Annotated in this window: 7 protein-coding genes; all 7 read right to left on the reverse strand. The window is 49.0% G+C overall.

Features of this window, described 5'->3' with window-relative positions:
* Positions 1–62 precede the first annotated feature (62 nt).
* Positions 63–2,255, reverse strand: coding sequence for an outer membrane protein assembly factor BamB family protein (locus ABWO75_RS06820; protein ID WP_353183895.1), 2,193 nt, complete (start codon positions 2,253–2,255; stop codon positions 63–65).
* 122 nt (positions 2,256–2,377) lie between these two features.
* Entirely contained in the window at positions 2,378–3,472 is a 1,095-nt protein-coding gene (locus ABWO75_RS06825; protein WP_353183897.1) for a PKD domain-containing protein, read from the reverse strand.
* Between the two features lie 4 nt (positions 3,473–3,476).
* A complete protein-coding gene (locus ABWO75_RS06830; RefSeq protein WP_353183899.1) occupies positions 3,477–4,442 on the reverse strand; it encodes an amidohydrolase family protein in 966 nt (321 codons plus the stop codon).
* 81 nt (positions 4,443–4,523) lie between these two features.
* Positions 4,524–6,077, reverse strand: a complete 1,554-nt coding sequence (locus tag ABWO75_RS06835; RefSeq protein WP_353183901.1) for a SusD/RagB family nutrient-binding outer membrane lipoprotein — start codon at positions 6,075–6,077, stop codon at positions 4,524–4,526.
* Between the two features lie 36 nt (positions 6,078–6,113).
* Positions 6,114–9,446, reverse strand: a complete 3,333-nt coding sequence (locus ABWO75_RS06840; RefSeq protein WP_353183903.1) for a SusC/RagA family TonB-linked outer membrane protein — start codon at positions 9,444–9,446, stop codon at positions 6,114–6,116.
* Positions 9,447–9,980: 534 nt separating this feature from the next.
* A complete protein-coding gene (locus tag ABWO75_RS06845; protein WP_353183905.1) occupies positions 9,981–10,541 on the reverse strand; it encodes an RNA polymerase sigma-70 factor in 561 nt (186 codons plus the stop codon).
* A 472-nt stretch (positions 10,542–11,013) separates the two neighbouring features.
* On the reverse strand, positions 11,014–13,983 hold a 2,970-nt coding region (locus ABWO75_RS06850; protein WP_353183907.1), incomplete at its 5' end, for an error-prone DNA polymerase.

Below are 13,983 nucleotides of genomic sequence, written 5' to 3' on the forward strand. Positions count from 1 at the left end.
TCACACACCTGTCGATGACCTCTTGCTCGGTGGCTTTTCCTGCTTACCACGGAGCTCATCGGTTAATCCGGCAAGGAAAATGCTACATAGGCGTCACCCGATGGCGTGCCCATCTTACCGCCTCCACTGGCAATCACAACGTACTGTTTACCATTTACCGCATAAATTGCAGGAGTGGCATATCCGCCCGCCGGAAGAGCGGTTTCGAACAGCAGCTGCCCGGTTTTTTTGTTAAATGCTCGAAATCGTTCATCTTTTGTAGCCGCGATGAAGACTAAGCCTCCGGCTGTTACCACCGAACCGCCAATGTTCTCTGTTCCGGTGATGATACCGTTAGCAGCAAGTTCGGGCACCTCTCCCAAAGGTCTTTTCCATACGATATCCCCTGTGTTTAAATCTACTGCGCTTAGTGTTCCCCAAGGCGGGGATATCGCAGGGTACCCTTCTTTTGATAAAAATTGCGCGATGCTGTGAAGTCGATAGGGCGAGTCATAAAACTCGTTTTTTTCTTTAACGGCTGGTATGAACTGTTTCGTCTGCTCTTCTGTTATCTTTAAAAGGTACGTAGCCAGTGCGCGCGTTTCGGAAGCGCTGAAATGTTTAAACGCAGGCATCATTCTACGTCCGTTTGTTACAAGTTCGGCAAATTCTGAGCGGGAATACCGCTTTTCCAAATCACGTAAAGACGGAAAATTACCGGAACCTTTTAGATCATCCCCGTGGCATCCTGAACAGTTCTTTTTATACAATAATGTACCTGCATGTAAGTTGGTCTGTACTTTTTCAGGGGCTGCCTGTGTATTGACCTTTGCCATTTTGATTACCCAGGGTATCTCTGTCGCATTGATGTAGAGAATACCGGTCTCCGGATCGAATGATGGCCCTCCCCATTCAGCACCTCCGAGGAGGCCTGGGATTACCAATGTTCCGCGTTCGGTAGGCGGCGTAAAGATAGGCCCGGTTTTATAGTTTTTAAACCGTGCCTTGATGTCGGCAAACGACGAATCTGGCAAATGAGGGTTGAGATCGGACACCGAGAAACTTTGACGGACAAATGGCGGAATAAAGGTCGGAAACGGCTGCGTCGGAGCGGGCTCTTCTCCGACCAACTCGGAATCCGTGGGGACGGCCTTTTCGGGAATTGGATGGAGGGGTTCGCCAGTGTCCCTATTTAGCAGAAAAATGAATCCATGCTTGGTTACTTGTGCGACGGCGTCGGTCTTTTCGCCATTGTCCGCTACCGTAACTAAAACAGGTGCGGTGGGCAGATCCCAATCCCAGAGGTCGTGGTGTATTGTCTGATAATGCCATTTGTACTCCCCGGTGGCAGCATCGAGCGCCAAAATGCTGTTAGCAAATAAATTATCTCCCTTTCGCTTGCCCCCATAGAAATCTGGATTGGACGTTCCGGTTGCCGCATATACTACACCTCGCCCCTCATCCAGGCTAAAGCCCCCCCATGCATTGGCTCCGCCAACATGTCGGTATGCTTCTGGATCTTTCCAGGTATCGTAGCCAATCTCACCGGGGGCGGGAATCGTCTTAAATAACCATTTCATTTCACCGGTATGTACGTCAAACGCCCTGATATGTCCCGGGGCTGCCTCTTCTTCTTCCGATAAACTAGTACCAACAATGATCGTATTTCTGAAAATCACGCCTGGGCTGGTAGCGGTCACCCGTAAATCTTTCAATTCCCTATGCGGATCAAGACCTTCGTGAAGTGATATTCTACCGTTTGTACCAAACGTGGTCATCGGCATGCCAGTTTCGCCGTCAACGCAGAACAGGGATGGCCCTGCCGTATAAAATAGCAGTCGCTGATTGTTGTCGCCGCGATACAGGGTCAGCCCCCGGCAAACATTGAGACCATAGTCTACGCGCCCTGCATTATCTATTAAGATACTATCTGACGGATCAAAAACCCATTTTTCTGTTCCAGATGCTGCATCTAATGCGAAGAGTTTCAGTTTTGCCGATACTCCGTATAATACCCCTTCGACAATTAATGGATTGGTCTGAATCTGACTGGATGGACCTGCATCTTTTGTGTTGTAAACCCAGGCAACTTGAAGATCCTTGACGTTGTTTGTATCAATTTCATTTAAAACAGTATACTGTTGCCTACCCATTCCCCCACCGTAGACACCCCATTCTTCTTGCTTGGCCGGATGCTGACATGATGTCAAAATAAACGTAATCAAGCAGGTTAATGGGAAACCTATATTTACTGTGTTATCGTTTCTATTGTTCATTTTTGATTGATTCCTTTCTCTTAATTCTTTTTCAATCTGCAGCTGATGCCCCGGGGTGTATCATTCCCGCTACGTATAACCGCATGTGGCAAATGTATTTACTTGAATATGTTGGCGCTGAATTATTTGATCGCTACATCCCAAACTTTGGATAAACTTGACTCGCCCAACGGCCCTTCGACATTTAGCGTCACGATGTACAACCCAGCTGTAGAATAGCGGTGAGACGGATGTTGTTCCGTTGAGAAATTACCATCTCCGAAATCCCATTTCCACGAGGTAACCTCACCTATGGACTCATCAGTAAACGCTACCATACGGCGGTTCATATCAACCACGTTAAACGACCATCGGGCATCAATCGGCTTGAGGTATTGTGGCTCGAGTGGCATTAGGGTGAAGGGCAATAAATAGTTCGCATCTCCGTACATAGTCCGCTCTCTGCTTAGGTTCCAAAACCCATCGTTTCCCACTGGCTTATTTACGTCGTCGTAATCAATAACTGCCCAACTTAAGCCGATATCTTTGTTTTCGGTCAAGGTGGATTCGACGGATCTAGATGGCCCTTCCGGACCTGCGTAGTCAAAAGGCGTGATCCAGAACTCTAGTGTCAATCGCCCGGGTTCGCCCGGCTGAAAGTCATACTTGTAGGACGCATTGGCGTAGGGGAGTTCCTTAATCCACGGTTGACTACCCCATACCATCGCCCAGTCTTTGCCTCGAGCCGGGGTGAAGATGTGATAATTCTGAGCATGAACTCCGTGAAAGGAAAAATAGGCATCCATCGGTGAGAGTTGTTTATTTGGGTGAAACGCGTTGATAAATGGTCCACCGGACTGATCCCCATCGATCACAACTTCAAAGATATCGTTGTGTAAGCCGGAGAGTGAAAAATCCCAATAGTTATCGTAGGCTTCGTAGAGGATATAGATCCGGTTAATTCCGTTGACCCAACCGACTTTGACCTTTACATCTAAATTTGCCGGGTCTGCCTTGTGATGACGATTGCTGTCAATTCGATCATCGAACATTTCGTTTATGCCAACTACATATGCTTCTCCGACAATATCCCAGTCGTCCGAATTACCGTCTATCGTCGGTATCTTATCCGATGGAAACTGAAAGATGCGAAATCTTCGATCATCCTGCGAATAAACCATACCTACTCGAACGCATACGGCTAACAATACAAGCAAAATCTTAATGGATGGATGCATCGGCTTAAATGTTGTAAAATTGCACCGCGTTGTCGTGAAACAACTTTTTTTGATCCGCATAAGACCGATTAAGCACGATTTCCTTGAGCGTATTCAGCCATTGGCCCAGCTCCATTTTCCGTAGACAAACCGGCCAATCGCTAGCGAACATCACCCGATCGAGACCGAAAATATCCAAGCAGCAATTGATAGCCGGGGCTAGGTTCTGCGCCGTTAACTCGTGATTCATCGCCCGCGTAGCCACACCGGAAATCTTACATACTACATTCGGACAATCGGCGACTTGAGTAATGTCCGTGATCCACTGATCCCGATCATGATCAGGCGTCTCTCCTCTAAGACTTTCTCGATTAAAAAACGCTCTTGGGTCTACATTTCCACAGTGGTTAACGAGGAAGCGGGTATCAGGGCATTGCGCGATTAATCTTGACATCGCCGGAAGCCATTGCGTGGGAACAGAAAAGTCGAAACTCATATTCAGGGTACTCAACCGCTGGATATTGTGTATCACCGACGGTCGTAAGATTTCTTCTTCAGACTTAAAAAAATAACGTATGCCCTTAATGTAGGGGTTTTGATAAAACTGCGAAAGGTATGTTGTTAGGTCCAGATCATTGGGATCGGCAGCGATAACAGCCGCTACTGTGGGGTTCCCGCGCTCACGGCACATTTCAATAGCATATAATGCTTCTTCATGTCGCATGTTTGCCGGTACCCCCACCTCCATATACACCGCCTTCACCACGTTTAGGCCGTTGATGGCCGCCAGATAATCACGTTGATCAAAATTTCTGTCCAAGGGTGGTCTGGACCATGCGTCACCAAACCGATTAACGTCCCACAAGTGTTGATGTGTATCGATTATTGGCAATCTATTTCCCTTTGACGGAAATCCGAAAACCGGCAATTGTATTAATGAAACCGCGCCGATAACCGAGGACATATGAATAAATGTTTTTCTGTTCATCATTTGATTAATAAGAGGCTGTAGCTACAAAAAAGATGATGCGATCGTAACTGCTAACAGAATTATCTTAGAAGTCGGAACGGCTTAAAATGGATGGACGTCCCACCAAAGTGGTGTACTGGCTCGATCGGGGCCACCAAGTAGGGTTTCGGCTTCAGCGACCGCCTTTCCGTTGCTGTTTCGTTCAATAGTTAAAAATGTGGCACGCCGGATCATCTTTTCTTTCGGAACGTCCGGATTGTCTGAATTAATCAATGGATAGAACTTTGGGTAGCCAGACCGCCTGATTTCAGCCCATGCTTCATGCGACTCAGGAAATAACGCGAGCCATTTCTGAGTGCCGATCTGTTCACGCTGCTTTTCCGCATCTGTCGAAAATTTTACCGGTATATCCGTTAAAGCTGGCGTATTAAAATAGCCTCCCGGCGCAATTGGCAACGTGGTACCGTTTATGTATGTGTTGATTACCGCTGGATCGGTCACACCCCAAGTCAACATGGACATTTCGATCCCCTTGTTATAAAGTGCTTCGGCGGCTTCACCCATATTCCAACCGTTCAATGCACCCTCCGCCCGAAGAAAATAGGCTTCTGCTGCATACATCACTGCCTGGGGTGTTGTGTTCATATTAATCGGGGCAAGACGCAAACTGACGTCCGAACTATTGTCAAAACTGTTTTCGGGTATGTTTTGTTGGGCTTGGGACATCCCATTTCGTACACCCCGAAATTGCCCATCCCTGACTGCCGGGCGAAAATACTTGCTTATTCTCGGATCGTTATAGCCTTTTAGTAAACTTTCCATGGTAGAGCTCATCCGAGACTCGTTCCAGCCAGACTGCAAGTTAAATCCATTGGGATTGGCGGCGGACACTTGCATGTAGGCGTCGTCTTCAAGTAAGGTCATCACTCCATTTTGAATAGCCTTTTCCGCTTCTACTTTTGCTTTCTCCGGCTCAACTCCCGAAATGCGTAGTGCTAGCCGTAACCGCAATGTGTTGGCAAACTTCACCCATTTCGCATTGTCCCCGCCATATATCAAGTCTTTGTCTACAAATGAGGGCTTGTTTAAGTTGGCACTTAAAACCGCGGTTGCCTCTTCGAGTTCGTCGAAAAAATCAAAATAAATATCACGCTGTGAATCATAAGCGATTACAGGACTACTTTCACCAATCTGCGAATAGGGGATTGGGCCCCAGTAGTCTGTGGTACGATGAAGCACGAAAACTTTCCATATTCTGGCTATTGCATTCATCGCTGGTTCAGTATCTTTCGTGCTTTCGATGATATTGTAAAGCGCGGGCATCGCATTTGCATAGGTATTTAACCATTGTGCAGAAATCCATTCTTGTACAATCAAATATCGATGCGACATGTGCGCGGGTTGTGTGGATGCAAAATGCTGGGAATATACGCCAGCAAACAACGCAGTTGATATAATATAACTGGTGCTATTGATACCTGCACGCTGTGCACTTGGAAATAAACTTCGAATGTCGGTGGGCGACAACTCAGCTAGCCGTCCTTCGTCCGTATTGATTTCTTCAAATTTATGTGTACATCCTGCAACGAGCATTATGACGATTAAAAGTGTGAAAAAGGTACACTTCTTTTTACCGTGTATCGTTTGGTATTTCATGACAAAAAAAGTTTAATTGTAATTAGATAATCGCCGTTAAAAGGATACTTTCAGGTTTAATCCAAAATTTCGTGTACTGGGCAATGACGCAAATTCTATTCCGCCAGTGTTTGTCGTTCCAACCGCTATTTCAGGATCGAAAGGTGCCTCACGCATAAAAAAGAACAGATTTCGGCCTACCAGCGAAATCTTTGCGGCTTTAATAACGGCTACCCTGCTCAATAACCTTTCGGAGATTGAAAATCCAAGCGCGACTTCGCGTAACCGCAGGTTGGTTCCGGAATAGGCATATAAATCACCGACCGGCGACCAATTACCTACGGATGCCCAGTAACTTTCGGCAGATATCGATTTGGTATTTTTCTGACCATCTTCAGTGTAGGCATCCAGTACTAACCCGCTTTCCCTTCCTTCCAATGACCTGACCGAATGGCCATCAGCATCCAAAATTGCCTGTGTGCCGGAGATAACTGTCCCACCGTTTCTGTAATCGATCAGAAAGCTGAGCGAAATGCCTTTGTATGCTAGGATATTGTTTATACCAAGCATGTAATTGGGGTTGTAGTTGCCCACGTAGGAATCTTTTCCTGTCAGTAATACCCGGCCGTCATCGTCGACTAACCTCCTTCCCTGCTCATCTCGTCTCCAATTGACCATATACATGTCGCCGTATCGGCCGCCCTCCTCTGCTCGGATCATGGCTTGTCGATCATCGATGATTATGGCAGACCGCAATTCGTCCGTCAGTCGGATCACCCTATTGTTATTTTTCGCAAAATTGACCAGCATGTTCCACGAAAATTCGTTAGACCGGACAGGCGTTGCACTTAAACTAATTTCCACTCCGTCATTTTGTATCAGGCCAGCATTAATATACTGATTTACAAATAGTGAGGCATAGGGAGTGGCAATCGATAATAACTGATTTTTTGTCCTCGTTCGATAATAGGTTAGATCAATTCCAAACCGGTTCTGAAAAAAACGCCAATCCAGCCCCGCTTCAAAAGAGGTTGTCAATTCTGGTTTATAATTACCCAACGATCGCGTTCGGGGCGTTGTGATGGCACCGCCCGGCGCCACACTAAAGTAATTGCGGTCGAGGTATTCGGTGCCCCCGTATCCCGCATTTGCATAAGTCAGCCTGACTTTCCCATAGGATACCCACGAGGGGAAACGAACAATGTCTGTCAAGATCGAGGTTAGCCCGATGGATGGGTAAAAATAAGACCGGTTTTCCTTCGGAAGCGCAGACGACCAGTCATTTCGTGCGGTGACGTCCAAAAACAGGTAGTTATTATAAGACAAGGTGGCGGTGGCGTAGAGTGACTGTACCTGGGGAGAGCGTCCTCTATAATTGGATCCTCGTGGATTTTTGGCATTTTGAATAAAAAAGAAATCTAATCTATTCAGACCGTTTGCATCGAAATTCGTTCCGGAATATTTTCTTTCCTGAATGGAGCCACCCAAGTATCCGGTAATCCCTAATGCCGGTGTAAAGTCATGTCTAAACGACAAAAGACCATCTAAGTTGGTACTTTGACTGTTAAAGCCTGTCAGCGCATAGACTGCTCCTTGACCAGCGCTATGGTAAGAATCTTCATACATGCGCTCATCGGTCTGACGGAGCGTTTTATCCAAGCTTCCTCTAATCTGAAAATCCAACCAATCGTTAAACTCGTACTTGGCGGAAAAAAGTCCTAAAACTCGGTCTTTCTTTTCAAAATATAAATGCCGGTTTAAAGCCCAGTAAGGATTCGATAGAAACACGGACCCCGGTTTCCAATAACTTTGTTTTCTTACCCCCAACTCATCAAAATACTCGTAGCGCTGCATCTGTTCCAACGGAATACTAACGGGGGCCCGATAGATGCGCGACACGACATCAATTCGCTCGCTCAGGTATGGCTTGTTATCTACATTCTCTACTATATAGGTAAGCTTGGAGAAAAAGGATAACTTGTCGCCGATTTTATTGTCAAGTTTGAAGTCAAAATTGTGACGATTTAAACTGTGATTCCTAAGTATACCCTGTGCTTGGGTGTTTCCGTACGAAAAATAGGTTTGTACTCGCTCCGTTCCGCCCATCACGTTGACGGTATTAGTATAAGTTTGTGCGGTTCTGAAAAACTGTTTAAGGCGATTTGGCTGCCCTGCCATATTAACCGTATTGCCGTTCCACAATTCGACCTCCTGGCCCGCTATTTTAGGACCCCAGCTCGTCTCTGAATTTGCCGCGTAAAGTCCACCTGATCCCTGACCGTATTGAGTTTGTATTTCTGGCAAGATATTGGGCTGGTCAAACGAGACGTTTCCTGAATAATCAATACTGACACGTCCGGCCTTTCCACGCTTGGTCGTGATGATAATGGCACCGTTTTGTCCCTGGCTGCCGTAAAGTGCCGCAGCGGAAGCACCTTTTAGCACAGTCATCGATTCAATATCGTCGCTGTTTAGCATGCCGATGCCATCGCCGCCGTCACGTCCTCCAGTCGTGCCGCCGACCTGGGATTGGGAGGTGTTGTCAAGCGGAACACCGTCAATCACATACAACGGTTGGTTGTTCCCATAGATCGATCGACTTCCTCTTAACAGGACTTTTGACGATCCGCCTGGGCCGGTCGCACTTCTGGTAATGGTGACGCCCGCCACTTTACCCTGGAGGGAATTGATCATATTCGTTTCTTTGGCTTCATTGAGCTTATCGGCAGTAATGGTTTGTGAGGAATAACTCAGCGATCGCGCTTCGCGTTTGATGCCTAGGGCCGTGACCACAATCTCGCTCAGCTCGGAACTCTCTTCCTGCAAAACAACGTCAATGATTTGACGACGATTCACGGGAACTTCCTGCGAAGCATAACCCAAGGAAGAAAAATGAAGCACCGAATTGCCAGTCGGAACCTGTAAGGAATAATTACCGGAATCGTCGGTCTTGGTCCCTGTATTGCTATTCGCAATCATTACCGTAACCCCACTAACCGGCTCGCCGGCATTATTCATCACTTTTCCACGGACAATGTCTTCCTGGGACTGTTCTTCCCTCACCGGAGCCACAACCTGAGGTAACTGCTTCGGAGATATTTTCATTCGGACGATAATCATCTCCCTGTCCACAATGTAAGTGAGCGGTTGACTGGAAAATACTTTGACCAACGCCTCCTGCAATGCCAAATTTCGAATATCTACGGTAACAGGTGAGGCGATCTCCATCATCCGGTCGCTGTAAATAAAATCGTAATTTGTCTGCTTGCGGATTTCCTTGAAAATATCAGTTAACGGAGCGTTCTTCTTGGTCAACGTAACGGTTTGGCCGTAGCTCTCCGCATTGACCTGCAATATGCCTAATACCATGACCAATAGGATAAGTTTCATGGTCATTATAATTTTTACAATAGGGTGTAAAGAACAGGGTTGTTCCTTGTAATAAAAATCCATAGATTTGAACGGTTTAAATTGTGAAGTGTCAATTACTTACAGCTTGGACACTTCACGGATGTTCATTATTTAAATTATTTACAGATCCGGCTTGCCGGAAGAATAATGAAAGATTGAACAAAATGGCTGGGAGTGTTGAAGGCGCTCTCAGCTTTTTTTGCACTATTATCTCCCAATATTTAAGATGAGTTGCACGTTATTTTCATAATCATGGGTTTAATTTTGGTTATTTACTAGTTAGTTTTGACACTGATTTGTCGGTGTTTGAATGAGCTATGTGGCCCCACTCCAACGACCTCCGGTTTACTATTTTTCTACGGTCCGATACTTGTCAACATTCGCGATCCTTCTCGGCATACAATACCATGACGAACATTGGCCCGTGCAATGGGTACAAGCAATAAGAATTTTAAGTTGGAACTACCACTATTAGGCTAAAGAGGGGGACTGGCTTTTAAGAGTCTGTACGTACTATTTTACTTGATTGCCAAATAAACGTAGTCGCAACACTTTTAACGCTCTTTTTATCTGCGTATCTACTGTAAACTTGGAAATACCTAGCGTCTGTGCTATTTCTTCATGTGAAGAATACGACTTACGGCTCAACTCAAAAACTTCGCGCATCTTTGGTGGTAGCGCTTGGATCTCCTTTTCAATTAATGCCTCAATATCACGTTCCCGGACCACTAAGTCAGCCGCAGTATGGGGGGAGTGCAGATATTGTTGTAGTGACGATAAATATCTTTCTTCCACTTTCCTCCGAGCGAAGAAATCTAATGACTTGTTGCGGACAGCGGTATAAAGATAATTTGCCAAGGAAACATAGATACGCAATTCGAGGCGCTTTTCCCACAAAGTGATAAAAACGTCTTGTACAATATCCTGGGCTTTCTGTTTATCCCTTAGTTTCTTATAGGCATAAATATATAGAAGGCTGTGATATCTTGTATAAATTTCTGAAAACACTCGCTCGTCTCCGCTTTTCAGAAATTGCAGTAAATCGGAATCGGAATATTTCGTATATACACTCATGGATTACGTAAAGGATATTTCCTTAAAATTAACACTATCGCGTTCATACTGTTGGTTTATCGTTTCGTAATGCAAACTCTAAACATTTTTAAATAAGGTTAGGTTCATATTGGTCAGGCTACATCGTTATAGCACGCTTTTTAATCCATCTATTATTGCGGGCATGTTATTAACTAACCTAATTATCAAAGAGATAAAACACAATTATAACAATAATAATCGATTAAATAGTTCATGAAACAAAAAACAGCAATTGAAAACTGCGGAACCGGGTACTCCAATATTTAATAGGAAAATATGGTAACGGTTAACGCATACTGATCTACGGCTCCAATGGACTACACACTAATGACCTGTTTCGATGAGCCAACCAGCATAAGCCTGTCGATCTGTCAAGTGGTGAAGCCGTTGGGGAAATATGGGCTTCCTGATTTTCAAGCGAGTTATTCAGCATCCTCCGGATGAGTTAGGGCTATTTAAAATTCCGGCCTTTGTAAAAGACAGTTTCATTATTACCGCCATCTCCTTTACTGGACAAGCCCTTCAATAGGCCGTTGCTGTTGATGCAGCGCTGGGCGATCACGTGGATAACCTCTCCCTCCATCTGCAATTTGCCCGACACCAGCAGTAGTCGGGCCTGGAGGATATCCCGCCGGTATTTCTCAAAAACCGCTCCCCATACCACCACGTTGGCAAAGCCGGTTTCGTCTTCGATGGTGACAAACAACACGCCTTTGGCCGTGCCGGGCCGCTGCCGCACGGTGATGAGGCCACAGACTTTGACGTGCATGCCGTTTTTCATGGTGGATAGCTGCTCCGTTGGGGTAACGTGCAGCAGGTTCAGCTGCTCGCGCAGGAAGCTCAGCGGGTGTGCTTTTATGGAAAGCGAGGTAGCGGCATAATCGTGCACCACGTGCTCGCCGGTGGTCATCAGCGGCAGCTGGATCTGCCCTTCGGCAGTGGTTTCTGCGGGCTGCCCGGCAAACAGTGCCTCGGGGCGGCTTTGCAACGCGGCGACCTGCCACAGGGCCTGCCGCCGGTCGAAACCCAGCGAGCGGAAGGCGTCGGCATCGGCCAGTTTTTCCAGCGCCGCGGGAGATACGCCTGCATCGGCCAGTGCCGCCACGGTGGTGTAGCCGCTGCCCCGGGCATCCACCAGCGCATCGGCATCTTCCTGACCCACGCCCTTGGCCTGCCGAAGGCCCAGGCGCAAGGCATGGCGCTGGCCAAAGGTGCCTTCGAGGGTGTTGTCCCACATGGAGTGGTTGACGTCAATGGGCAGCACGGTAACGCCGTGTTTGCGGGCATCGATCACGATCTGGGCGGGCTGGTAAAAGCCCATGGGCTGGCTGTTGAGCAGTGCTGCGGCGAAGATATCGGGGTAAAAGCACTTGATCCAGCACGACACGTAAACGAGCAGGGCGAAGGAAACGGCGTGGCTTTCGGGAAAGCCGTAGCTGCCGAACCCCTCGAGCTGCCGGAATACGCGGCTGGCAAATTCTTCGGTATACCCTTTTTTGATCATCCCATCCACCATCTTCTGGCGGAACTGGCTTACCTCGCCCTTGGCCTTGAAGGTGGCCATGCTGCGCCGCAGTTCATCGGCTTCGGTGGGGGTAAAACCTCCGGCCACGATGGCGATTTCCATGGCCTGCTCCTGGAACAGGGGTACGCCCAGTGTTTTTTCGAGGATATCCCGGACTTCCTCCGAGGGGTAATCGACGGTTTCCTCGCCATTGCGCCGCCGCAGGTAGGGATGCACCATATCGCCCTGGATGGGGCCGGGCCGTACGATGGCCACCTGGATAACGAGGTCGTAGAAGCATTTGGGACACAACCGCGGCAGCATGGACATCTGTGCCCGGCTCTCGATCTGGAAGACGCCCAGTGTATCGGCATGGCTGGTCATTTCGTATACCCGCGGATCGTCCTGCGGGATGTTGGACAGCGTAAGCTCGAGGCCGTAGTGCTGACGGGCCAGGTCAAAGGCCCGGCGGATGCAGGTGAGCATGCCCAGCCCCAGCACATCGACCTTGAGGAAGCCCAGTGCCTCCAGGTCGTCTTTATTCCACTCGAGGTTGGTGCGCCCCTCCATGCGGGCGTTGATGATGGGGCACAGGGCATGCAGGTTGCCTTCGGTAATGACAAAGCCGCCGGTGTGCTGACCGAGCTGCCGGGGGAAGCCCATGAGCTGGCTTGTGAGCTGGAGCACCTTACGCAGGTGGGGATCGGCGGGGTTAAAGCCATGCTCACCCAGGGACGACGCATCGATGGGGCTGTCCCAGAAACCGCCGACGACACTGGAAAGGCGGCCCACGGCATCCAGCGACAGCCCCATGGCCTTGCCTACGTCGCGTAGGGCACCCTTCTGCCGCTGCTGCGTAACGGTAGCCACAATGGCGGCCCGGTGGCGGCCGTATTTCTCATAGATGTACTGGATGACTTCCTCGCGCCGCTCGTGCTCGAAATCGACGTCGATATCGGGTGGCTCATCGCGGGCATCGGACATGAAACGGGCAAACAGCAGGCGGAACTTGGCGGGGTTGACCGAGGTAATGCCCAGGCAGTAGCATACGGCGGAATTGGCGGCCGAGCCACGCCCCTGGCACAGGATACCCCGCTCACGGGCGAAGCGCACGTAATCGTATACGGTGAGGAAATAGGAGGCGTAGCCTTTCTTTTCGATAAACGCGAGCTCCATGGCCAGGGTATCCCGGGTGGCCTGGGGGATGTCATCGCCAAATTCGGTATGGGCGCCCGCCCAGGTGAGGTGTACAAGCTCTTCCTGCGGTGTGCGCCCACCGGTGGTGAGCTCGGTTGGGTAAACGTACTCGAGGCTGTCTAGCGAAAAGCGGCAGGCCGCGGCAAGGGCTTCGGCATTGCGGATGGCATCGGGATACTGGCGGAACAGGCGATGCAGTTCATCGACGGGCTTGAGGTACCGCTCGGCATTGGGGTGCAGCCGGTAGCCGGCGGTGTGGATGGTGCATTTCTCGCGGATGCAGGTGAGCACATCCTGCAGCTCGCGCCGCCCGCGGATGTGGTAATGCACATCGCCCAGGGCTACCATGGGCGTGTCCAGCTGTTCGCACAGCTGGTGGATGCGGAACAGCAGCTTGCCGTCATCGCCCCGGTAGGTGCGGCTGGCGCCGATGTGAAAATGCTGGCCCAGTGCCGCGCGGTATTCGTGCATGTGCTGTACGAAGGTGGGCTCCAGTTCGAAGGCAGGCGTTAGCCCATCGGGCGGAACGGCAATGAACAGTAGGCCCTCGCGGTAGGTGTAGACATCGGATTTATAGAGGTGGCACTGTCCTTTTTCTGTCCGTAGGTTGCCGTCGGTAAGCAGCTTGCAGAGCCGCTCATAGGCGGCACGGTTGGTTGGGTAGACCAGCAGGCTGGGGCCATCGAGCAGGTCGAGCCGGCAGGCGGGGATGATGGGTAT

It is taken from the genome of Parapedobacter lycopersici (assembly GCF_040395035.1).
GTDB lineage: Bacteria > Bacteroidota > Bacteroidia > Sphingobacteriales > Sphingobacteriaceae > Parapedobacter > Parapedobacter lycopersici_A.

Bases quoted from the DNA above. Each gene is read 5' to 3' on its own strand.
- ABWO75_RS06830 (WP_353183899.1), bottom strand. From the start codon at position 4,442: ATGATGAACAGAAAAACATTTATTCATATGTCCTCGGTTATCGGCGCG.
- ABWO75_RS06820 (WP_353183895.1), bottom strand. From the start codon at position 2,255: ATGAACAATAGAAACGATAACACAGTAAATATAGGTTTCCCATTAACC.
- ABWO75_RS06835 (WP_353183901.1), bottom strand. From the start codon at position 6,077: ATGAAATACCAAACGATACACGGTAAAAAGAAGTGTACCTTTTTCACA.
- ABWO75_RS06840 (WP_353183903.1), bottom strand. From the start codon at position 9,446: ATGAAACTTATCCTATTGGTCATGGTATTAGGCATATTGCAGGTCAAT.
- ABWO75_RS06825 (WP_353183897.1), bottom strand. From the start codon at position 3,472: ATGCATCCATCCATTAAGATTTTGCTTGTATTGTTAGCCGTATGCGTT.
- ABWO75_RS06845 (WP_353183905.1), bottom strand. From the start codon at position 10,541: ATGAGTGTATATACGAAATATTCCGATTCCGATTTACTGCAATTTCTG.